A 22843-nucleotide genomic window follows, 5' to 3' on the forward strand; every position below is an offset into this window, starting at 1 on the left:
TTCGAGGACGAAGCCGGGTTCTCCATGACGCCGCCGCAGGCCAGGACCTGGAGCAGGAGAGGCCGCACACCGGTCGTGCGGGTCCGTGGCCGCTCTCGCCGGCGGATATCCATCGCAGCCCTGACCTGCTACAAGCCCGGAGAGCGATCCCGGCTGATCTACCGGCCGCGCAAGGACGACGACCGCCGCGACGGGCGCAAGAGCTTCTCCTGGCGCGACTACCGCGACCTGCTGATCGCCGCACACCAGCAGCTCGACGGCCCGATCGTCCTGGTCTGGGACAACCTGAACGTGCACAAAGCCGCCGGACTCCGCGAGTTTGCCGCCTCCCGGGACTGGCTGACCATCTACTACCTGCCGCCCTACGCACCCGACCTCAACCCGGTCGAAGGCATCTGGTCACTGCTGCGGCGCGGCTGGCTGTCCAACGTCGCCTTCAGCACGCCGGAGCACCTCATCCAGCGCATCCGCCGCGGCTTACGCCACATCCAGTACCGACCCCGGCTCATCGACGGCTGCCTCGCCGAGACCGGTCTCGCCATCAGCCCCTGACCGGAGGCGACACCACGAGTTCAACCTCAGTAGTTGTGCTCGCCGTATTCGCGCACGGAGTGACGCTGCTGTGGGCACGAGCACCGGGCTCTGTGCCGCGGATGTGGAGTGCGGAAGCGGCGGGTGTGGCCGCGGGGCTGATACCGCCTGTGGTGACCAGGGCCGGACAGGCGGATTCGGTGGTGGAGCGAGACTCCGGGCGTGAACACATGACACGTGCTGAGCCCTGTACGGCGGGTTCCCACTGCGGGCCCCTTCGCGCCGGAGGTGCGCGCCCGCGGCGTCCCGACTGCCGGTCCGCGGGGGGAGCGGTCGCCCTCGGGAACCGGCGCACGAAGAAGGGCCCCACCGAAACGGTGGAGCCCTCCTTCCTGCCGGCTTCGGCGCACCGGGCCGCGCCTGGTATTACAGCACGCGGACGGCGCCCGTGGGCTGGTCGTAGCTCAGGGGGCGCTCCACGATGCCGGTGGAGGAGTTCTGGGCGCCGATGAACTTGCCGCCGCCCACGTAGACGGCCACGTGGTAGGCGCTGCCGGCGCCGCCCCAGTAGAGCAGGTCGCCCGGCTGGAGGTTGTCCAGCGAGACGGGGGTGCCCGCGGTGGACTGCGGCTGCGAGGTGCGCGGCAGGTTGACGCCGACCTGCTTGTAGGCCGCCTGGGTCAGGCCCGAGCAGTCGTACGCGGAGGGGCCGGTGGCGCCCATGACGTAGGACTTGCCGACCTGGGCCCGCAGGAAGCTCAGAAGGGTGGCCACGTTGCCGCCCTGCGGCGCGGCGGCGTTGGTGGTGAGGGAGGAGCGCTCCGTGGAGCGGGAGGCGCGCTCCTTGGCCTCGGCCGCGGCCTTGCGGGCGGCTTCGGCCTTCTTCTTGGCCTCGGCCTTGCGCTTCGCCTCGGCCTCGGCCTTCTTCTTGGTCTCCTTGGCCTCCTGCTTGGCGTCGGCGGCCGCGTCCTGCTGGGCCTGCTGGAGGCTGTACTGCTGGGCCGAGTGGTGGAGGGACTCCGCCGCGAGGGTGTTGGAGTCGGCCGTGGAGAGGGTGGGCATCTCCACCGTGTCGGCCGGTGCGTTCTTGTCGGCCGCCAGGGCCGGTGCCGCCGCCGCGGTCAGGGCGATGGTGCCCATGACGCCACCCGTCATACCCGCACGCAGCGCCGTGTTCATCTTGCTGGAGCGGGGCTTCCGGTGGCTGGGAATCTGAGCTTTCGGGGACATGAGGGAATGCCTAGCAGGCCGGAAACCCTCGCCTCAACAATCGTGCGATGCGCCACAGTCGCCGCTCGAGCGGCTACTTGAGCCCTGCGGACGCCTTCCGGAGGGGTTTCCCGGACGTGATCATTGCCCAACTACGGGGCCGTGACCACGTTGTTGTCCGCATTGCCGGAATTCCCGCGGCGTGTACCACGGTGAAAAGACCCGCGCAAAGAAGTCAGCGGCTGACGGGAACGCGCGTGGCGCAGTTCACATTCCCGGCCGGAGGGTGAAACCAACTCTTGGTGCAAAGCGGATGTTGGGCGCTTATCGCCCATCCTGTTCGGTCACGGGCAGGACTCGGCCGGGTCGCGCGCGGGTCTCGCCGCTTGTGCCGGGCTTCACAAGTGCACGATCATCGGTGGTTCGCGCATAGCAGGTGAAACCGTCCAGCGCGAATTTGCCGTTGCAGTCAAGTGCTTGGTACAGCGACCCGCCTCCGACGGCTGTGAGCACGTCCGCATGTCACCTCAGGTGATCATCCATGGGCTTTGCGTATGAAGATTGACGCCGATCCGATCGGATGATCGGGCGTCAGGTGGTGGAGATCACAAACCAGTTGGCCGCACCCGTGTCGCAGATCACAGAGGGGCGGGCTTAAGATGCCTGCGAACAGGGCTTGTGAACTGCCTCACATAGGAGCGATCTTCGTGGGGGTGCGCAGCGGCCCAGCGGTCTGCCGGCAGTCAGAGTCGACGCCTGGAAGGAGACGGGAGCGGTGAACGTCTACACACCAATCCTCGTACTGGGAGCGATCGCGGCCGCGTTCACGGTGTTCTCCGTGGTCGTGGCGTCGATCGTCGGCCCCAAGCGCTACAACCGGGCAAAGCTGGAGGCGTACGAGTGCGGCATCGAGCCGACGCCGCAGCCGGCCGGAGGCGGCCGCTTCCCGGTGAAGTACTACCTGACGGCGATGCTCTTCATCATCTTCGACATCGAAATCGTCTTCCTCTACCCGTGGGCCGTGCATTTCGACTCACTCGGGATGTTCGGGCTCGTCGAAATGCTGGTCTTCGTCGCCCTCATCGGTATCGCGTACGCCTATGACTGGCGGCGCGGCGGCCTGGAATGGGACTAGGGGCAGGATAAGCAATGGGACTTGAAGAGAAACTGCCGAGCGGTTTTCTGCTCACCACGGTCGAGAAGATGGCCGGGGCGGCACGTAAATCATCCATGTTCCCGGCGACGTTCGGGCTCGCCTGCTGCGCCATCGAGATGATGACGACCGGCGCCGGACGCTACGACCTCGCCCGGTTCGGCATGGAGGTCTTCCGCGGCTCGCCGCGCCAGGCCGACCTGATGATCGTGGCGGGCCGGGTCAGCCAGAAGATGGCACCGGTACTGCGCCAGGTGTACGACCAGATGCCGAACCCCAAATGGGTCATCTCCATGGGGGTGTGCGCCTCGTCCGGCGGAATGTTCAACAACTACGCCATCGTGCAGGGCGTCGACCACATCGTGCCCGTCGACATTTATCTGCCCGGTTGCCCCCCGCGCCCCGAAATGCTGCTCGATTCCATTCTCAAGCTGCACGAGAAGATCCTGCACTCGAAGCTCGGCGTCAACCAGCAGGAAGCGGCCCGCGAGGCCGAGGAGGCGGCGCTGAAGGCGGTACCGACGATCGAGATGAAGGGGCTGCTCCGGTGAGCGACGCACAGGCGGCTGCCGGGCCGCAGGGCGGAGACGAGGCGGGACGTGTGCCGCCTGGGCGGAGAAGCGAGCGGGGTGGCGGCGTGAGCGACGCACCGGCGGCTGCCGGGCCGCGGGCGAGTACGAGGCGGGACGTGTGCCCTCTGGGCGGAGAAGCGAGCGGGGTGCGGGGATGAGTGACGAGAAGCGTCCCAAGGCGCCCTTCGAGAACGATCCGGCCCAGCGCGCCGAGGAGTCGCTGCCCGTCCCGCCGGGGGACACCGGCGAGGTCATCGCGGTGCGGCGCGGCATGTTCGGCGCCCGCAACGGCGGGGACACCTCCGGCTACGGCGGGCTGGTGCGCACCGTGCGGCTGCCCGGCGGCAGCTCCCGGCCCTACGGCGGCTGGTTCGACGAGGTCGCCGACGAGTTGGAGGGCGCCCTGGAGGAGCAGGGGCTGGACCCCGAGCAGGTGATCGAGCGGACGGTGGTGGACCGCGGCGAGCTGACCTTCCACGTCGCCCGCGACCACCTGTCGCGCACGGCCCGCATCCTGCGGGACGACCCGGCGCTCCGCTTCGAACTGTGCACCGGCGTCAGCGGCGTCCACTACCCGGAGGACGCGGGGCGCGAGCTGCACGCCGTCTACCACCTGCGCTCGATCACCCACAACCGGCTGATCCGCATGGAGGTCACCGCGCCGGACGCGGATCCGCACATCCCCTCGACCGTCGACATCTATCCGACGAACGACTGGCACGAGCGCGAGACCTACGACTTCTTCGGTCTGATCTTCGACGGTCATCCGGCGCTGACCCGGATCCTGATGCCGGACGACTGGCAGGGCTTCCCGCAGCGCAAGGACTATCCGCTCGGCGGTATCCCCGTCGAGTACAAGGGCGCCCAGATTCCCGCTCCTGACCAGCGGAGGTCGTACAGCTAAATGTCCTCTACAACCCACGCACCCGCAGGCATTCGGGAGACCACCGAAGGCACCGTCTACGACGTCACCGGAGGGGACTGGGACGAGCTGGCCGCGCACGCCGCCAAGAGCGACGACGAGCGGATCATCGTCAACATGGGTCCCCAGCACCCGTCCACGCACGGGGTGCTCCGGCTGATCCTGGAGATCGACGGCGAGACGGTCACCGAGGCCCGCTGCGGCATCGGCTACCTGCACACCGGCATCGAGAAGAACCTCGAGTACCGGACCTGGACGCAGGGCACCACGTTCGTCACGCGCATGGACTATCTGACGCCGTTCTTCAACGAGACGGCGTACTGCCTGGGCGTGGAACGGCTGCTGGGCATCGAGGACGAGGTGCCCGACCGTGCCAACGTCATCCGGGTGCTGCTGATGGAGCTCAACCGGCTCTCCTCGCACCTGGTCGCCATCGCCACCGGCGGCATGGAGCTGGGCGCGACCACGGTCATGATCTTCGGGTTCCGGGACCGGGAGCTGGTCCTGGACCTGTACGAGCTGATCACCGGGCTGCGGATGAATCACGCCTACATCCGCCCCGGCGGGCTCTCCCAGGACATCCCGCCCGGGACCGTGGACGCGCTGCGCGAGTTCCTCAAGAAGATGCGCAAGAACCTGCCGGAGTACGACGCGCTCGCCACCGGCAACCCGGTCTTCAAGGCCCGGCTGAAGGACATCGGCTACCTCGACCTGGCCGGCTGCATGGCGCTCGGCGCCACCGGCCCGGTGCTGCGCTCCGCCGGGCTGCCGCACGACCTGCGCAAGGCGCAGCCCTACTGCGGCTACGAGACCTACGACTTCGAGGTCCCGACCGTCGACACCTGCGACTCCTACGGGCGGTTCCTGCTGCGGCTGGAGGAGATGCGCCAGTCGCTGCGGATCATCGAGCAGTGCGTGGACCGGCTGGAGCCGGGCCCGGTCATGGTCGCCGACAAGAAGATCGCCTGGCCCGCGCAGCTCGCCCTCGGCCCCGACGGGCTGGGCAACTCGCTCGACCACATCAAGAACATCATGGGCACCTCGATGGAGGCGCTGATCCACCACTTCAAGCTGGTGACCGAGGGCTTCCGGGTGCCGCCGGGCGAGGCGTACGCGGCCGTCGAGTCGCCCAAGGGGGAGCTGGGCGTGCACGTCGTCAGCGACGGCGGCACCCGCCCCTACCGGGTGCACTTCCGCGACCCCTCCTTCACCAATCTGCAGTCCATGGCGGCGATGTGCGAGGGCGGCCAGGTGGCCGACGTCATCGTCGCCGTCGCGTCCCTCGACCCCGTGATGGGAGGCGTCGACCGGTGACCAGCATCGAGATGGGCATCCCCGAGATGCCCGCGCCCGACTACCCCGCCGAGGTACGCGAGCGGCTGGAGGCGGACGCGCGCGAGATCGTCGCCCGCTACCCGGACAGCCGCTCCGCGCTGCTGCCGCTGCTGCATCTGGTGCAGTCCGAGGAGGGGCATGTCACCCGCACCGGACAGCGCTTCTGCGCCGAGGTGCTGGAGCTGACCACGGCCGAGGTCAACGCGGTCGCCACCTTCTACTCCATGTACCGGCGCAAGGCGTCCGGCGACTACCAGGTCGGGGTGTGCACCAACACCCTGTGCGCGGTCATGGGCGGCGACGCCATCCACGCCGCGCTGCGCGAACACCTGGGGGTGGGCGAGGGGGAGACCACCGAGGACGGCAAGGTCACGCTGGAGCACATCGAGTGCAACGCGGCCTGCGACTTCGCCCCGGTCGTGATGGTCAACTGGGAGTTCTTCGACAACCAGACCCCCGACAGCGCCCGCGCCCTCGTCGACGACCTGCGCGCCGGCCACGAGGTCACCCCCACCCGCGGTGCCCCGCTGTGCACCTTCAAGCAGACCGCGCGGGTGCTGGCCGGCTTCCCCGACGAGCGGCCCGGCGCGGTGGAGGCGTCCGGCAGCGCGGGTTCCGCCTCGCTGGCCGGGCTGCGGCTGGCCAAGGGCGAGAGCACCCCGGGCGTCGTCGCCCCCCGCGAGGCGGCATCCGACGAGGAGGGGAAGTGACGGCAGTGACTCACGACGGCGGCCAGGACGGGGCCTCCCCCCAGCCGGGCGGCGGCGCGGCCGATCCGCAGAAGCTGCTCACTCCGGTGCTGTCCGCGCACTGGGACGAGTCGGACTCCTACACGCTGGCCGGCTACCGGCGGCACGGCGGCTACCGGGCGCTGCCCAAGGCGCTGGCCATGGACCCCGACGACCTGATCGCCTACGTCAAGGACGCGGGCCTGCGCGGCCGCGGCGGCGCCGGCTTCCCGACCGGGATGAAGTGGCAGTTCATCCCGCAGGGCGACGGCAAGCCGCACTACCTCGTCGTCAACGCCGACGAGTCCGAGCCGGGGACCTGCAAGGACATCCCGCTGCTGTTCGCCAATCCGCACTCGCTGATCGAGGGCATCGTGATCGCCTGCCACGCGATCCGCTCCCACCACGCCTTCATCTATCTGCGCGGCGAGGTCGTGCCCGTGCTGCGCCGGCTGCACCTGGCCGTGCGGGAGGCGCGCGAGGCCGGCTACCTCGGCCCGGATGCGCTGGGCCCGGGCAAGGACCTGGAACTCACCGTGCACGCGGGAGCAGGCGCCTACATCTGCGGTGAGGAGACCGCGCTCCTCGACTCGCTCGAAGGCCGCCGCGGCCAGCCCCGGCTGCGGCCCCCCTTCCCGGCCGTCGCCGGTCTGTACGCCTGCCCCACCGTGGTGAACAACGTCGAGTCCATCGCCTCGGTTCCCGCGCTCGTCGACCGCGGCAAGGACTGGTTCCGCTCGCTGGGCAGCGAGAAGTCCCCCGGCTTCACCCTCTACTCGCTCAGCGGGCACGTCGCCCGCCCCGGCCAGTACGAGGCGCCGCTGGGCGTCACCCTGCGCCAGCTCCTGGACATGAGCGGCGGCATGCGGCCCGGCCACCGGCTGAAGTTCTGGACCCCAGGCGGCTCCTCCACCCCGATGCTCACCGACGAGCACCTGGACGTGCCCCTCGACTACGAGGGCGTCGGCAGCGCCGGTTCCATGCTCGGCACCAAGGCACTCCAGTGCTTCGACGAGACCACCTGCGTGGTGCGGGCCGTCACCCGCTGGACCGAGTTCTACGCGCACGAGTCCTGCGGCAAGTGCACCCCCTGCCGGGAGGGCACCTACTGGCTCGTCCAACTGCTCCGCGACATCGAAGCGGGCAAGGCGGGCCTGGCCGACCTGGACAAGATCGCCGACATCGCCGACAACATCAACGGCAAGTCCTTCTGCGCCCTGGGCGACGGAGCGGCGTCCCCGATCTTCTCCTCGCTGCAGTACTTCCGCGACGAGTACGAAGCCCACCTCGCGGGCCGCGGCTGCCCCTTCGACCCCGAGAAGTCCACCGCGTGGGGCGACGACCCCAGCTCCGCTCACCTGGAGGTGAACGCGTGACCGTCACCACTCCTGCTGCCTCCGGAGGGGGAGGGGAGGTCGCTCCGCAGCCCGAAGACCTCGTGTCGCTGACCATCGACGGCGCCCAGCTCTCCGTCCCCAAGGGCACCCTGGTGATCCGCGCCGCCGAGCAGCTCGGCATCGAGATCCCCCGCTTCTGCGACCACCCGCTGCTCGATCCCGCCGGGGCCTGCCGGCAGTGCATCGTGGAGGTGGAGGGCCAGCGCAAGCCGATGGCCTCCTGCACCATCCAGTGCACCGACGGCATGGTCGTCAGGACGCACCTCACCTCCGAGGTGGCGAGCAAGGCCCAGCACGGGGTGATGGAGCTGCTGCTCATCAACCACCCGCTGGACTGCCCCGTCTGCGACAAGGGCGGCGAGTGCCCGCTGCAGAACCAGGCGATGTCACACGGCCAGGCCGACTCCCGGTTCGAGGGCCGCAAGCGCACCTTCGCCAAGCCCGTCGCCGTCTCCACCCAGGTGCTGCTGGACCGCGAGCGCTGCGTGCTGTGCGCGCGCTGCACCCGTTTCTCCAACCAGGTCGCGGGCGACCCGATGATCGAGCTGCTGGAGCGCGGCGCCCTGCAGCAGGTCGGCACCGGCGAGGACGAGCCCTTCCAGTCGTACTTCTCCGGGAACACCATCCAGATCTGCCCGGTCGGTGCGCTCACCTCGGCCGCCTACCGGTTCCGCTCCCGCCCCTTCGACCTGGTCTCCTCGCCCGGTGTCTGCGAGCACTGCGCGGGGGGCTGCGCCGTCCGGCACGACCACCGGCGGGGCAAGGTCATGCGGCGGCTGGCCGAGAACGACCCGGAGGTCAACGAGGAATGGCTGTGCGACAAGGGCCGCTTCGCGTTCCGCTACGCACAGCGCCCCGACCGGCTGCACACCCCGCTGGTCCGCGGCGCCGACGGCGAACTGGCCCCCGCCAGCTGGCCGGAGGCGCTGGCGGCCGCAGCCCTCGGGCTGGCCGGGTCCCGGGGCCGGGCCGGGGTGCTGACCGGTGGCCGGGTCACCGTCGAGGACGCCTACGCGTACGCGAAGTTCGCCCGGGTGGCGCTGCGCACCAACGACATCGACTTCCGTGCCCGGCCGCACTCGGCCGAGGAAGCGGCCTTCCTCGCCGCCCAGGTGGCGGGCCGCGGCCGGGATCTGGACGGCACCGGGGTCAGCTACACGGCGCTGGAGGCCGCGCCCGCGGTCCTGCTGGCCGGACTCGAGGCGGAGGAGGAGGCGCCCGGCGTCTTCCTGCGGCTGCGCAAGGCCTGGCGCAAGCACGGGCAGCGCACCTTCGCGCTGGCGAGCCACGCCACCCGCGGACTGGAGAAGGCGGGCGGCACCCTGCTGCCCGCCGCACCCGGCACTGAGACGGAGTGGCTGGACGCGCTCGCGGGCGGCGTCGGGCTGGACGAGCAGGGCTCCGCGGCGGCCGAGGCGCTGCGCGGTGAGGGCTCGGTGATCCTGGTCGGGGAGCGGCTGGCCACCGTGCCGGGCGCTCTCACCGCCGCCGTGCGCACCGCGGCCGCCACCAACGCCACGCTGGTGTGGGTGCCGCGCCGGGCGGGTGAGCGGGGCGCGGTCGAGGCGGGCTGCCTGCCGGGGCTGCTGCCCGGGGCCCGGCCGGTCGAGAGCGAGGAGGCGCGTGCGGAGGTCGCCCGCGCCTGGGGGGTCGCCGAACTGCCCGCGCAGCCGGGCCGCGACACCGGGCAGATCGTCGAGGCCGCCGCCGAGGGCGAGCTGTCCGCGCTGGTCGTCGGCGGGGTCGGGGTGGAGGACCTGCCCGACCCGGTCCGGGCCCGGCAGGCGCTGGAGGCCGTGGACTTCCTGGTCAGCCTGGAGCTGCGGCCCGGCGCCGTGACCGAACTGGCCGATGTGGTGCTGCCGGTGTCGGCGGCGGCGGAGAAGTCCGGCACCTTCCTCAACTGGGAGGGCCGCCTGCGGCTGTTCGAGGCGGCGCTCAAGCCCGACCAGATGACCCGCCGGCACGCGCAGCCCGACGCCCGGGTGCTGCACATGCTCGCGGACGCGCTCGATGTGCACCTCGGACTGCCGGACGTGCGCACGGTGCGCGGCGAACTCGACCGGCTCGGACACCGCTCCGGCGGTGCGGGCGGCGCCGCCGCGACCCCCGGGACGCGGAGTGTGCCGCAGCCGCGCACCGGCGAGGCGGTGCTCTCCGGGCACCGGCTGCTGCTCGACCAGGGCCGGCTCCAGGAGGGCGACGAGGCGCTGGCCGGCACCCGGCACGCGGCGCTCGCCCGGCTGTCCGCGGCGACCGCCGAGGAGGTCGGCGTCCGGGACGGCGACCTGCTGTCGGTCAGCGGTCCGCGCGGTGCGGTGCGGCTGCCGGTCCAGGTGACCGGGATGCCCGACCGGGTCGTGTGGCTGCCGCTCAACTCGGTCGGCTCCGGTGTCCCGGCCGACACCGGGGCGCTCCCCGGTGACGTGGTGCGGATCGCTCCGGCGGACGCCGCCGAGCGGGAGAACACGCAGGAGGTGGGCGCATGAGCGCCGCGACGCTGAGCCCGCAGGATCCGTTCGCCGGAATGCCGCGGCTGGCCGCCGAGGACCTGTCGATGTTCGGCACGGACCCGTTCTGGCTGGTCGCCCTGAAGGCCGTCTTCTGCTTCGCGTTCATGATGCTGACGGTGCTGATCTCCATCGTCTTCGAGCGGAAGATCGTCGGCTGGATGCAGCTGCGCGTCGGCCCGAACCGGCACGGCCCCTGGGGCATGCTCCAGTCGCTCGCCGACGGCGTGAAGCTGATGCTCAAGGAAGACATCATCGTCAAGGGCAGCGACAAGCTGGTCTATCTGCTGGCACCGGTGATCGGCGCGGTGCCGGCCTTCATGGCGATCGCGGTCATCCCGTTCGGGCCCGCGGGCAACGAGATCTCGATCTTCGGCCACCGTACGCCGATGCAGCTCACCGACATGCCGGTGGCCGTCCTGTTCATCCTGGCCACGGCGTCCATCGCCTCCTACGGCGTGGTGCTGGCCGGCTGGTCGTCCGGTTCGACGTATCCGCTGCTGGGCGGTGTCCGGGCCACGGCCCAGATCATCAGCTACGAGATCGCGATGGGGCTCAGCTTCGCCGCGGTCTTCCTCTACTCCGGCTCGATGTCCACCTCGACGATCGTCGGCGAGCAGGCGGACGGCTGGTTCGCCTATCTGCTGCCGGTCTCCTTCCTGATCTACCTGGTCTCGATGGTGGGCGAGGCGCACCGCGCGCCCTTCGACATGCCGGAGTCCGAGGGTGACCTGGTCGCGGGCTTCCAGACCGAGTACAGCTCGATCAAGTTCGCGATGTTCATGCTGACCGAGTACATCCACGTGGTGACGGTCTCCGCGCTCGCGGTCACCCTCTTCCTGGGCGGCTGGCGCGCCCCGGCGCCGATCTCCACCTGGTGGGCGGGCGCCAACCACGGCTGGTGGCCGATCCTGTGGTTCACCGCCAAGCTCATGGTGCTGATCTTCGTCTTCATCTGGATCCGCGGCACGCTGCCCCGGGTGCGCTACGACCAGTTCATGAAGCTCGGCTGGAAGGTGCTGATCCCGGTCGCGCTGGTGTGGCTGATGCTCGTGGCCACCGTCCGCGCCATGCGCAACGAGGGCTGGGACTACAGCGAGGTCGTCTACTGGGTCGCGGGTACCGCCCTGGCGCTGCTGCTGATCACCTTCGTCGTGGACTTCTTCCGCGGCGGTGCCGAGGAGGAGCAGGACGAGGCGGCCGTCCCCGACAAGCCGTTCGACCCGATGGCGGGCGGCTATCCCGTACCACCGCTGCCGGGGCAGACGCTGCCGCCGGTGCCGCGGCGCCCCTCGCGTGCCGAACGCGGCCGGGAGCCGGAGCCGGTCGGAGCCCAGGCGGGCGGGGCGACCACCGCTACTGACGCAACCATCGAGAGCAAGGGGGCTGACGGTGCCTGAGAACCCCGTGGCCGGCTTCGGCGTGACCTTCACGGACATGTTCAAGAAGCGGCTGACCGAGCAGTACCCCGAGTACAAGAAGCCCACGGCGCCCCGCTTCCACGGCCGCCACCAGCTCAACCGGCATCCGGACGGGCTGGAGAAGTGCGTGGGCTGCGAGCTGTGCGCCTGGGCCTGCCCCGCCGACGCGATCTACGTCGAGGGGGCCGACAACACCGAGGAGGAGCGCTACTCGCCCGGCGAGCGCTACGGCCGCGTCTACCAGATCAACTATCTGCGCTGCATCCTGTGCGGCCTGTGCGTCGAGGCGTGCCCCACCCGGGCGCTGACCATGACGAACGAGTACGAACTGGCCGACGACAGCCGCGAGTCCCTCATCTACACCAAGGAGGAGCTGCTCGCCGGTCTGGAGGACGGCATGGTCGACTCGCCGCACGCCATCCACCCCGGCACGACGGAGAAGGACTACTACCGCGGACTGGTCACCGAGGCCGCGCCCGGGACGGTGCGGCAGACCGTCACCGACACCGGCGTGCCGCAGGAGTCCGCCGACACCTTCGGCGCCGACGAACCGGCCGCCGCCGGTGACGCCACCTTCGACGCGGCGCCGCACGGCGAGCAGACCGGCGGCACCGTCACCGCCAGCGGGGAGGGCGAACGATGACCGTGCTCGCCGCGACCGCCGCCACCTCGACCGGTGAGGCCGTCCAGTTCTGGGTGCTGGGCACGGTCGCCGTGCTGGGCGGGCTCGGCACCGTGCTGCTGCGCCGGGCCGTGCACAGCGCGCTCTGCTTGGCCGGCACCATGATCATCCTGGCGTTGTTCTACCTCGCCAACGGCGCCTACTTCCTCGGCGTCGTACAGATCGTCGTCTACACCGGCGCGGTCATGATGCTGTTCCTGTTCGTGCTGATGCTCGTCGGGGTCAGCGCCGCCGACTCCCTCAAGGAGACCCTCAAGGGCCAGCGCTGGATGGCGGCCCTGTGCGGCCTGGGGCTCGGCACGCTGCTGATCGTCGGGATCGGCCAGGTGTCGGTCGGTGGCTTCAACGGCCTGGCGGCGGCGAACGCGCAGGGCAACGTCCCGGCGCTGGCCTCGCTGCTGTTCACCAAGTACGTCGTCGCCTTCGAGGTCGTCGGGGCGCTGCTGACCGTCGCCGCGGTCGGTGCCACGCTGCTCACCCACCGGGAGCGGGTGGAGAAGACCAAGTCCCAGCGTGAGCAGGCGATCGAGCGGGTGCGCGGCGGCACGCAACTGCCGCCGCTGCCCGCGCCCGGCGTCTACGCCCGGCACAACGCGGTCGACCGCCCGGCGCTGCTGCCCGACGGCTCGCCCGCCGAGCTCAGCGTCAGCCCCACCCTGCGCAGTCGCGGTCAGATCCGCGAGGTCAGTTCCGAGCAGCTGGCCCGGCTCGCCGCCATCGAGCAGCGCACCGCCGAGTACCAGGGCCGCCCCACCTACCCCGGCCCCAAGGACCCGGGCGAACGCGCCCTGGAGCGGGAGACGGCGGGCGAGGAGGAGGCCGCACGGAACGGGCAGCCGTCCGAGCCCGAGGACGCGGCCGGGACCGAGCGCGAGGAGGCCGCCAAGTGAGCCCGATCAACTACGTCTATCTCGCGGCGCTGCTGTTCACCATCGGCGCCGCCGGGGTCCTCATCCGGCGCAACGCCATCGTGGTGTTCATGTGCATCGAGCTGATGCTGAACGCCGCCAACCTCACGCTGGTCGCCTTTTCCCGGATGCACGGCAACCTCGACGGCCAGATCATGGCGTTCTTCGTCATGGTCGTCGCCGCCGCCGAGGTCGTGGTCGGCCTGGCGATCATCGTCATGCTCTACCGCGCCCGCCACTCGGCCTCGGTCGACGATGCCAGCCTCATGAAGCTGTAAGGGGTACGAACCAGTGGAGTCAATGATCGGACTGCTCGTCGGGGTGCCCCTGCTCGGCGCCGCCGTGCTGTTGTGCGGCGGGCGGCGCCTGGACCGCGGAGGGCACTGGCTGGGCACACTGCTGTCCGCCGCCTCCTTCGCGATCGGCGCGGCGCTGTTCCTCTCCATGCTGGGGAAGGGCGCCGAGGACCGGGCCATGCACAGCAAGCTGTTCTCCTGGGTGCCGGTGGAGGGCTTCCAGGCCGATGTGGCCTTCCAGCTCGACCAGTTGTCGATGACGTTCGTGCTGCTGATCACCGGCGTGGGCACGCTCATCCACATCTACTCGGTCGGCTACATGGAGCACGACCCGGGACGGCGGCGCTTCTTCGGCTACCTCAACCTGTTCCTGGCCGCGATGCTGCTGCTCGTGCTGGCCGACAACTTCCTGCTGCTGTACGTCGGCTGGGAGGGCGTGGGGCTCGCCTCGTATCTGCTGATCGGGTTCTGGCAGCACAAGCCGAGCGCGGCCACCGCGGCGAAGAAGGCGTTCCTGGTCAACCGGGTCGGTGACGCCGGGCTGGCCGTCGCGATCTTCCTGATGTTCACCACCTTCGGCAGCTTCGCCTTCGCACCGGTCCTCTCCTCCACCGGGGAGGCGGGCGAGGGCACGCTCACCGCGATCGGGCTGATGCTGCTGCTGGCGGCCTGCGGCAAGTCCGCGCAGGTGCCGCTCCAGTCCTGGCTGGGCGACGCGATGGAGGGCCCGACCCCGGTCTCCGCGCTGATCCACGCCGCGACGATGGTGACCGCGGGCGTCTACCTGATCACCCGGTCCGGCGCCATCTTCAACGGCGCCCCGGACGCGCAACTCGTGGTGGTCGTCGTCGGCGGCGTCACGCTGCTCTTCGGTGCGATCGTCGGTTGCGCGAAGGACGACATCAAGAAGGCGCTGGCCGGCTCGACCATGTCGCAGATCGGCTACATGATCCTGGCCGCCGGACTGGGGCCGATCGGCTACGCGTTCGCCATCATGCACCTGGTCACCCACGGTTTCTTCAAGGCCGGGCTCTTCCTGGGGGCCGGTTCGGTGATGCACGGCATGAACGACGAGGTCGACATGCGGCGCTACGGCGGACTGCGCAAGCACATGCCGGTCACCTTCGTGACGTTCGGGCTGGGCTATCTGGCCATCATCGGCTTCCCCGGCCTGTCCGGGTTCTTCTCCAAGGACCAGATCATCGAGGCCGCGTTCGGCAAGGGCGGCACCGAGGGCTGGATCCTGGGCGCGGTCACCCTGCTGGGCGCGGCGCTCACCGCCTACTACATGACGCGCGTGATGCTGATGACCTTCTTCGGCGAGAAGCGCTGGCAGCCGGACGCCGAGGGCCGTGAGCCGCACCCGCACGAGTCCCCGAAGATCATGACGATCCCGATGATCGTGCTGGCCTTCGGCTCCGTCTTCGCGGGCGGCCTCTTCAAGGCGGGCGACGCGTTCGTGGACTGGCTGGAGCCGGTGACGGCGTTCGAGCACGGGCACTCCCCGGTCTCGGCCACCGCGGTGACGGCCTCGACGATCGTCTCGCTCGTCCTGGGCGTGGGCATCGCCTGGATCCAGTACGGGCGCAAGCCGGTCCCCGCCCTCGCCCCGCGCGGCAGCCTGCTGACCCGCGCGGCCCGCCGGGACCTGCTGCAGGACGACTTCAACCACGTGGTGCTGGTCAGCGGCGGTACGCATCTGACCCGCAGCCTGGTCTACGTCGACAACAAGGTCGTCGACGGCGCCGTCAACGGCACGGCCGCCGGCTTCGGCGGTCTCTCCGGACGGCTGCGGCGGCTCCAGAACGGGTTCGCCCGCTCCTACGCGGTCTCGATGTTCGGCGGCGCGGCTGTGCTGATCGCCGCGACCCTGCTGATGAGGGCGGTCTGAGTTATGTCATTTCCCCTGCTGACGGTCACGGCAGCGCTGCCCGCCGTCGGGGCCGTCGCCACGGCGGCCGTTCCGGCGGCCCGGCGCACCGCCGCCAAATGGCTGGCGCTGGCCGTCTCACTGGCCACGCTGGTGCTCTCGGGCGTGGTGCTGGCCCGCTTCGACCCGGGCGGCGCCCGCTACCAACTGACCGAGTCGCACGCCTGGATCTCCGACTTCGGGGTCCGCTACGAACTGGGCGTCGACGGGATCGGCGCCGCGCTGATGGCGCTGACGGCGCTGCTGGTGCCGTTCGTCATCGGCGCCGGCTGGCACGACGCCGACCAGGTCGAGGAGCGGGAGAACAGCCGCTGGCGGCCCACCCAGGGCTTCTTCGCGCTGATCCTCGCCGTCGAGGCGATGGTGCTGGTCTCGTTCGCGGCCACCGATGTCTTCCTCTTCTACATCTTCTTCGAAGCGATGCTCATCCCGATGTACTTCCTCATCGGCGGCTTCGGGGACCGGGCGCACGCGGCCGGTGAGGAGGAGGGCGCCAAGCAGCGCTCGTACGCGGCGGTGAAGTTCCTGCTCTACAACCTGGCGGGCGGGCTGGTGATGCTGGCCGCCGTCATCGGGCTGTTCGTCGTCAGCGCGGACAGCCTGGGCGAGGGCACCTTCTCGCTGCCGGAGCTGCTCAAGGCGCGGGCCAGCGGTGATCTGACGATCTCGACGACGACCGAGCGGCTGCTGTTCCTCGGCTTCTTCGCCGCGTTCGCCGTCAAGGCCCCGCTGTGGCCGCTGCACACCTGGCTGCCGAACGCGATGGGCGAGGCCACGGCCCCGGTCGCGGTGCTCATCACCGCCGTCGTCGACAAGGTCGGCACCTTCGCGATGCTCCGCTTCTGCCTGGGCCTGTTCCCGAACGCCAGCGAGTGGGCCACCCCGGTGGTGCTCGGCCTGGCGCTGGTGAGCGTGCTGTACGGGGCGCTGCTGGCGGTCGGACAGCGGGACATGAAGCGGCTGATCGCCTACGCCTCCATCTCGCACTTCGGCTTCATCATCCTGGGCGTCTTCGCGATGACCAGCCAGGGCCAGGGCGGCGCCACGCTCTACATGGTCTTCCACGGCATCTCGACGGCCGCGCTGATGCTGGTCGCCGGGTTCCTCATCTCGCGCCGCGGCTCGCGCCTGATCGCGGACTACGGCGGAGTGCAGAAGGTGGCGCCGGTGCTGGCGGGCACCTTCCTGGTGGGCGGGCTGGCGACGCTCTCGCTGCCCGGGCTGGCGCCGTTCGTCAGCGAGTTCCTGGTGCTGGTGGGCACCTTCAGCCGCTACCCGGTGGCCGGGATCATCGCCACCGCCGGCATCGTCCTGGCCGCGCTGTATGTGCTGGTGCTCTACCAGCGCACCATGACCGGCCCGGTGCGCAAACCCGAGATCGAGGGGATGCCGGACCTGAAGGTGCGGGAGCTGGCCGTGGTGGCGCCGCTGGTCGGACTGCTGCTCTTCCTCGGTGTCTTCCCCAAGCCGCTCACCGAGATCGTCAACCCCGCGGTGGAGCACACCCTCTCGGACGTACAGAAGAAGGACCCCGAGCCGCAGCATCCCGTGGCCGACCACACCGCGTGGTTCGACTACAAGCCGGCCGGACACGGCGGAGGTGACCACGAGTGATCGGTATGACAGACGCGGCGTCGGCGGGCGGTGTGTCCGCGGCGTCCGGTGTCCCCAGCCTGTGGACGGTCGCGGCGGGCGCGGGCGACACACTGCAGGCCCCGAGCATCGAGTACGGCAAGCTCTCCCCGGTGCTGATCGTCCTGGGTGCGGCCGCCCTCGGCATCCTGATCGACGCGTTCGCGCCGCGGCGGGCCCGCTACAGCGCCCAGCTGTTCGTCGCGCTGGCCGGACTGGCCGCCGCGTTCGCCGCCGTCATCGGGCTGGCGGCGAGCGGCGCGGCCACCACGAAGGCGCAGATCGCCGGGATGGGCGCGCTGGCCGTCGACGGGCCCGCGCTCTTCCTCCAGGGCACGCTGCTCCTGGTGGGGATCGTGGGCGTCTTCACCTTCGCCGAGCGCAGGCTGGAGCCGGCCGCGCACGGCAGCCGGGTGGACTCCTTCGCGGCGCAGCCCGCCTCGGTGCCCGGCGGTGAGGGGGAGCAGCAGGCGGTCAAAGCGGGCTGGACGACCACCGAGGTCTTCCCGCTGCTGATGTTCGCGGTCGGCGGCATGCTGTTGTTCCCGGCGGCGAACGATCTGCTGACCCTCTTCATCGCGCTGGAGGTCTTCTCCCTCCCGCTGTACCTGCTGTGCGCGCTGGCCCGCCGCAGGCGGCTGCTGTCCCAGGAGGCGGCGGTCAAGTACTTCCTGCTGGGGGCGTTCTCCTCGGCGTTCCTGCTGTTCGGCATCGCGCTGCTGTACGGGTATGCGGGCACCGTCAACTACTCGGCCATCGCCCGGGTGGTGGCCGGGACCGACGCGGTCAGCGACCCCGTGCTGGCGGACACCACGGGCAACGACGCGCTGCTGCTGATCGGCAGTGCGCTGGTGGTGATGGGCCTGCTGTTCAAGGTCGGTGCCGTGCCCTTCCACATGTGGACCCCGGACGTGTACCAGGGTGCGCCGACGCCGGTGACCGGGTTCATGGCGGCGGCCACCAAGGTGGCGGCGTTCGGCGCGCTGCTGCGGCTGCTGTACGTGGTGCTGCCGGGGCTGCGCTGGGACTGGCGTCCGGTGATGTGGGGCGTGGCGATCCTGACGATGCTCGGCGGTGCCGTGGTCGCCATCACCCAGACGGACATCAAGCGGCTGCTGGCCTACTCCTCGATCGCGCACGCGGGCTTCCTGCTGGCGGGCGTCATCGCCACCTCGGAGGACGGCATCTCCTCGGTGCTGTTCTACCTGGCCGCCTACTCGTTCGTGACGCTGGGCGCCTTCGCGGTGGTCACGCTGGTGCGGGACGCGGGCGGCGAGGCGACGCACCTGTCCAAGTGGGCGGGGCTGGGGCGGCGTTCGCCGCTGCTGGCCGCGGTTTTCGCGGTCTTCCTGCTGGCGTTCGCGGGTATCCCTCTCACCTCCGGGTTCGCGGGGAAGTTCGCGGTGTTCAAGGCGGCGGCCGAGGGCGGAGCGGGTGCGCTGGTGGTGGTGGGTGTGATCGCTTCGGCCATCGCGGCCTTCTTCTACCTGCGGGTCATCGTGCTGATGTTCTTCAGCGAGCCGCGGGCCGACGGGCCGAGTGTGGCGGTGCCGAGTGTCATGACGACGTCGGCGATCGCGCTCGGTGTCGTGGTCACGGTCGTGCTGGGGGTGGCGCCGCAGTACTTCCTCGACCTGGCGGGGCAGGCGGGGGTGTTCGTGCGATGACCGGAGGAGCGACTGCGCGGCGCCCTCGTACCGCCCGCTGTTCCACGACGTAGCCGCCGGTCGTACGGACCGACCGGGGAGATGCCGCCAGAGACCCGCGACCGGGCCTCTGGCGGCTTCTTGTGAGGTTGTCGGTGACAACAAGCGCGCTGAAACGGTAGGAATTCCAGTCATGGGTTGTGTGATTCTCCGCCGGGAGAACGGCGGTTACGAGGGGAAGCAGGGCGGCGTCTTCACCGAGGGGGTGTCAGCCGAGTCGGTGGGGGCCAAGGGGTTGTGTCTGCACGTCCTGCACATCCCGGCCAACTCCCGCGGGGAGCCCCATCTGCACGCGGGCCACGAGTCGGCCATATACGTCGTCAGCGGGGCGCATGAGATCTGGCACGGGGAGGACCTCTCGCACCGCGACACCCTGCACCCGGGCGACATGGTCTACGTGCCCGCGAACATGCCGCACATGCCGGTCACCGGCGAGGAGCCGGTGACCGTGGTGGTGGCCCGTACCGATCCCCGCGAACAGGAGTCGGTGCATCTGCTCTCGCCGCGCGATCCCTGAGGGACGCTCTTCAGGGGGGTGCCCCGCGCGGTCCGGGCTGCCGGGGCGGTGCGGGGTGCCGCGGGCGCCGGACGGTGACTGAATTGGCAGGCGCACGACAAAGGTCAGTGGTCTCCGGCAGCGGCTCTCCCCAGGAGCGGGCACCGGATGTCGGCCATCCGGCTTATCGTGGCGGGCATGCTTCAGGAGAGTGCCGAGAGGCCGGGTGGGACGTCCGAGACGGCGGCGCTGCGGGTACTGCGCAAGGTCTTCGGCTACGACGCCTTCCGCGGACAGCAGGAAGCCGTCATCGACCACGTCGTCGCGGGTGGCGACGCGGTGGTGCTGATGCCGACCGGTGGCGGCAAATCCCTGTGCTACCAGATCCCCGCGCTGGTCAGACGGGGTACGGGCGTGGTGATCTCGCCGCTCATCGCCCTGATGCAGGACCAGGTGGACGCGCTGAAGGCGCTGGGTGTCCGCGCCGGGTTCCTCAACTCCACGCTCGACCTCGACCAGCGCCGGGTGGTGGAGGCCGAGTTCCTGGCGGGCGAGCTCGACCTGCTCTACATCGCCCCCGAGCGGCTGCGGCTGGAGACCACGACGGCGCTGCTGGAGCGCGCCGAGGTGTCGGTCTTCGCGATCGACGAAGCGCACTGCGTCGCCCAGTGGGGCCACGACTTCCGGCCCGACTATCTGAACCTGTCGATGCTCGGTGAGCGCTGGCCCGACGTGCCCCGCATCGCGCTGACCGCCACCGCGACCCGCGCCACCCACCAGGAGATCGTCCAGCGGCTCGGGCTCCCCGCGGCGCGCGACTTCGTCGCCAGCTTCGACCGGCCCAACATCCAGTACCGCATCGTGCCCAAGCGCGACCCCAGGAAGCAGCTGCTGCGCTTCCTCGAGGAGGAGCACGAGGGCGACGCGGGCATCGTCTACTGCCTGTCGCGGAACGCGGTCGAGCGCACCGCCGAGTTCCTGTGCGCCAACGGCATCGAGGCGGTGCCCTACCACGCGGGGCTGGACGGGGGCACCCGCGCCGCGCACCAGGCCCGCTTCCTGCGCGAGGACGGACTGGTCGTGGTGGCCACGATCGCCTTCGGCATGGGAATCGACAAGCCCGACGTGCGGTTCGTCGCACATCTGGACCTGCCCAAGTCGGTCGAGGGCTACTACCAGGAGACGGGCCGGGCCGGGCGCGACGGGCTGCCCTCGCACGCCTGGCTCGCCTACGGCCTCCAGGACGTCGTCCAGCAGCGCAAGCTGATCGAGAGCGGTGAGGGCGATCCGGCCTTCCAGCGCCGGGCGCGGTCGCATCTGGACGCGATGCTCTCGCTGTGCGAGACGGTCCGCTGCCGGCGCGGTCAGCTCCTCGCCTACTTCGGCCAGGAGCCGGCCGAGGGCGCCGCCGAACTCTCCTGCGGCAACTGCGACACCTGCCTGTCCCCGCCCGAGTCGTGGGACGGCACGGTACCCGCGCAGAAGGTGCTCTCCACCGTCGTCCGGCTCAAGCGGGAGCGCGGCCAGAAGTTCGGCTCCGGACAGCTCGTGGACATCCTGCTGGGCCGCAGGACCGCCAAGGTCATCCAGTTCGACCACGACGGGCTGTCGGTCTTCGGCATCGGCACCGAGCTGGCCGAGGGCGAGTGGCGCAGCGTCATCCGGCAGTTGATCGCCCAGGGGCTGCTGGAGATCGAGGGTGAGCACGGCACGCTGGTGCTCACCGACGCGAGCACCACCGTGCTGCGGGCCGAGCGGGAGGTGCGGATGCGCAAGGACCCGGCCCCGGCCAGGTCCCGCGCGGCCGGGTCCGCCGGAAGCCGGTCGGGCGGCGGCTCCGCCGGCAAGGCGGCGGTGGCCGCCGAGCTGCCCGAAGAGGCCGTACCGCTGTTCGAGACCCTCCGCGGCTGGCGGGCCGAGCAGGCGCGGGAGCAGGGCGTCCCCGCCTATGTCGTCTTCCACGACGCGACCCTGCGCGAGATCGCGGTGCGGCGGCCCGCGACCCTGGGCGAGCTCGGCGAGATCACCGGTGTCGGGGAGAAGAAGCTGGCGACGTACGGGGAAGGGGTGCTGGCGGCACTGGCGCGCGTACCTCCGGAGTGAGGCGCCTGTGCCCGGCTGTCCGGCCCGCCGCGGCGGGCCGGACGTGTGCCGGGTGCCTCAAGCGGCGTCGGCGGCGGGTTCCACCCGACCGCGGACCTCGCCCAGGCCGACGCGGGTGCCGCCCGGGCCGGGGGCCCAGGCGGTGAGGACCACCTCGTCGCCGTCCTCCAGGAAGGCCCGCTCCCCGTCCGGCAGCTCCAGCGGCTCGCGCCCGCCCCAGGTCAGCTCCAGCAGGGAGCCGCGCTGCGCGGGCTCCGGGCCGCTGACGGTGCCGGACGCGTACAGGTCCCCGGTCCGCAGGGAGGCCCCGTTCACCGTCATATGTGCGAGCTGCTGCGCCGCGGTCCAGTACATGGTGGAGAACGGCGGCTCGGCGATCACGTGGCCGTTGAGCCGTACGGTGATCCGCAGATCGAACCCGCCCGGCTCGGCCCCGTCGGCCCCGTCGTCCAGGTAGGGCAGCAGCGGGGCGTCGCGCTGCGGGGGCGCCACCCGTGCGGCGTCCAGTGCGTCCAGCGGGGTGATCCAGGGCGAGACGGAGGTGGCGAACGACTTGCCCAGGAAGGGGCCCAGCGGTACGTATTCCCACGCCTGCAGGTCCCGTGCGGACCAGTCGTTCAGCAGCGTCACGCCGAACACATGGTCGCGGAATCCCGCCATCCCCACCGGGGTGCCCAGCGGGCTCGGGGCGCCGACGACGAAGCCGACCTCCGCCTCGATGTCCAGCCGCCGCGAGGGGCCGAAGACGGGAAGCGGCTCGTTCGGGGGTTTGCGCTGGCCCTGCGGGCGCACCACGGGTGTACCGGAGACGACGACCGTCCCGGCGCGCCCGTGGTAACCGATGGGCAGATGCTTCCAGTTGGGGGTGAGGGCGTCGCCGTCCGGGCGGAAGATCCGGCCGACGTTGGTGGCGTGGTGTTCGCTGGCGTAGAAGTCGACGTAGTCGGCGACCTCGAACGGCAGATGGAGCCGCACCTCGGAGAGCGGCAGCAGATGGCGGGCCGCGGTCTCGCGGTGCGTGTCCTCGGTCAGCCATGCGCGGAGCTGCGTCCGCACCTCCTGCCAACCGGGGCGGCCCAGCGCCAGCAGCGGGTTGAGCGAGGGCGCTCGCAGCACGTCGGCGTGGGCGGAGCCGAACGCGGCGGCCGCGGCGCCCAGGTCGAGCACGTCGTCGCCGAACCGGACGCCGATCCGGCGGTGGCCGGGCCGGTCCGGGGTGCTGAAGAGGCCGTACGGAAGGTTGTCCGGGCCGAAAAGGGCACTGTCACTCATGGGGGTCAGGCTATGTGCCCGGTGCCTGCCCTGGCCCTAC

At 70.8% G+C, this 22843-nt stretch carries 19 protein-coding genes; 17 read left to right on the top strand and 2 right to left on the bottom strand.

The features are described from left to right. The first annotated feature begins 24 nt into the window (after window positions 1-24). The gene (locus tag ACFYMO_RS22970) at window positions 25-552 is read left to right on the top strand and encodes a transposase (RefSeq protein WP_388548855.1); all 528 of its coding nucleotides are present in this window, start codon (window positions 25-27) and stop codon (window positions 550-552) included. A 405-nt stretch (window positions 553-957) separates the two neighbouring features. Here ACFYMO_RS22970 and ACFYMO_RS22975 read toward each other — a convergent pair whose 3' ends face one another. Beyond that, complete coding sequence (locus tag ACFYMO_RS22975) at window positions 958-1761, bottom strand: C40 family peptidase (RefSeq protein ID WP_366771733.1); 804 nt, start codon at window positions 1759-1761, stop codon at window positions 958-960. 754 nt (window positions 1762-2515) lie between these two features. Between ACFYMO_RS22975 and ACFYMO_RS22980 the strand changes: the two genes are divergently transcribed. The 16 genes from ACFYMO_RS22980 (at window position 2516) to recQ (ending at window position 21531) form a co-directional block, all read left to right on the top strand. After that, the gene (locus tag ACFYMO_RS22980) at window positions 2516-2875 is read left to right on the top strand and encodes an NADH-quinone oxidoreductase subunit A (RefSeq protein ID WP_019354165.1); all 360 of its coding nucleotides are present in this window, start codon (window positions 2516-2518) and stop codon (window positions 2873-2875) included. A 14-nt stretch (window positions 2876-2889) separates the two neighbouring features. Beyond that, window positions 2890-3444 (top strand): NADH-quinone oxidoreductase subunit B family protein, encoded by a 555-nt coding sequence (locus ACFYMO_RS22985; protein WP_026004232.1) that lies wholly within the window; start codon window positions 2890-2892, stop codon window positions 3442-3444. A gap of 175 nt (window positions 3445-3619) precedes the next feature. Continuing rightward, on the top strand, window positions 3620-4369 hold the full coding sequence (locus tag ACFYMO_RS22990; protein WP_366771734.1) for an NADH-quinone oxidoreductase subunit C: 750 nt from the start codon (window positions 3620-3622) through the stop codon (window positions 4367-4369). Then, the gene (locus ACFYMO_RS22995) at window positions 4370-5701 is read left to right on the top strand and encodes an NADH-quinone oxidoreductase subunit D (RefSeq protein WP_019354168.1); all 1332 of its coding nucleotides are present in this window, start codon (window positions 4370-4372) and stop codon (window positions 5699-5701) included. An 11-nt stretch (window positions 5702-5712) separates the two neighbouring features. Further along, window positions 5713-6432 carry an NADH-quinone oxidoreductase subunit NuoE gene (nuoE, locus tag ACFYMO_RS23000; protein ID WP_388548858.1) on the top strand — a complete coding sequence of 240 codons (720 nt, stop codon included), beginning with the start codon at window positions 5713-5715 and terminating at the stop codon, window positions 6430-6432. 5 nt (window positions 6433-6437) lie between these two features. Next, the gene (gene nuoF, locus ACFYMO_RS23005) at window positions 6438-7826 is read left to right on the top strand and encodes an NADH-quinone oxidoreductase subunit NuoF (RefSeq protein WP_388548861.1); all 1389 of its coding nucleotides are present in this window, start codon (window positions 6438-6440) and stop codon (window positions 7824-7826) included. Then, window positions 7823-10336, top strand: a complete 2514-nt coding sequence (locus tag ACFYMO_RS23010) for an NADH-quinone oxidoreductase subunit G (RefSeq protein WP_366771735.1) — start codon at window positions 7823-7825, stop codon at window positions 10334-10336. Before nuoF ends, ACFYMO_RS23010 begins: the two co-directional genes overlap by 4 nt. After that, the gene (nuoH, locus tag ACFYMO_RS23015) at window positions 10333-11757 is read left to right on the top strand and encodes an NADH-quinone oxidoreductase subunit NuoH (protein ID WP_388548551.1); all 1425 of its coding nucleotides are present in this window, start codon (window positions 10333-10335) and stop codon (window positions 11755-11757) included. The genes ACFYMO_RS23010 and nuoH overlap by 4 nt, the downstream gene beginning before the upstream one ends. Window positions 11758-11794: 37 nt before the next feature. Then, window positions 11795-12421, top strand: coding sequence for an NADH-quinone oxidoreductase subunit NuoI (gene nuoI / locus ACFYMO_RS23020; RefSeq protein ID WP_388548864.1), 627 nt, complete (start codon window positions 11795-11797; stop codon window positions 12419-12421). After that, window positions 12418-13350 (top strand): NADH-quinone oxidoreductase subunit J, encoded by a 933-nt coding sequence (locus ACFYMO_RS23025; protein WP_366771738.1) that lies wholly within the window; start codon window positions 12418-12420, stop codon window positions 13348-13350. Before nuoI ends, ACFYMO_RS23025 begins: the two co-directional genes overlap by 4 nt. Continuing rightward, window positions 13347-13646 (top strand): NADH-quinone oxidoreductase subunit NuoK, encoded by a 300-nt coding sequence (nuoK, locus tag ACFYMO_RS23030; protein ID WP_019354175.1) that lies wholly within the window; start codon window positions 13347-13349, stop codon window positions 13644-13646. The genes ACFYMO_RS23025 and nuoK overlap by 4 nt, the downstream gene beginning before the upstream one ends. Window positions 13647-13659: 13 nt before the next feature. After that, window positions 13660-15555 (top strand): NADH-quinone oxidoreductase subunit L, encoded by a 1896-nt coding sequence (gene nuoL, locus ACFYMO_RS23035; protein WP_388548555.1) that lies wholly within the window; start codon window positions 13660-13662, stop codon window positions 15553-15555. Between the two features lie 3 nt (window positions 15556-15558). Continuing rightward, on the top strand, window positions 15559-17208 hold the full coding sequence (locus tag ACFYMO_RS23040) for an NADH-quinone oxidoreductase subunit M (RefSeq protein WP_366771740.1): 1650 nt from the start codon (window positions 15559-15561) through the stop codon (window positions 17206-17208). 5 nt (window positions 17209-17213) lie between these two features. Continuing rightward, window positions 17214-18893 (top strand): NADH-quinone oxidoreductase subunit NuoN, encoded by a 1680-nt coding sequence (gene nuoN / locus ACFYMO_RS23045; RefSeq protein ID WP_366771782.1) that lies wholly within the window; start codon window positions 17214-17216, stop codon window positions 18891-18893. Between the two features lie 172 nt (window positions 18894-19065). Further along, window positions 19066-19449: a cupin domain-containing protein gene (locus ACFYMO_RS23050; protein ID WP_026004235.1), complete on the top strand. Its 384-nt coding sequence runs from the start codon at window positions 19066-19068 to the stop codon at window positions 19447-19449. A 177-nt stretch (window positions 19450-19626) separates the two neighbouring features. Further along, window positions 19627-21531, top strand: a complete 1905-nt coding sequence (gene recQ / locus ACFYMO_RS23055) for a DNA helicase RecQ (RefSeq protein WP_366771741.1) — start codon at window positions 19627-19629, stop codon at window positions 21529-21531. Window positions 21532-21588: 57 nt separating this feature from the next. Here recQ and fahA read toward each other — a convergent pair whose 3' ends face one another. Further along, the gene (fahA, locus tag ACFYMO_RS23060) at window positions 21589-22803 is read right to left on the bottom strand and encodes a fumarylacetoacetase (RefSeq protein WP_366771742.1); all 1215 of its coding nucleotides are present in this window, start codon (window positions 22801-22803) and stop codon (window positions 21589-21591) included. Window positions 22804-22843 lie beyond the last annotated feature (40 nt).

It is taken from the genome of Streptomyces sp. NPDC007025 (assembly GCF_042869455.1).
Classification (GTDB): domain Bacteria; phylum Actinomycetota; class Actinomycetes; order Streptomycetales; family Streptomycetaceae; genus Streptomyces.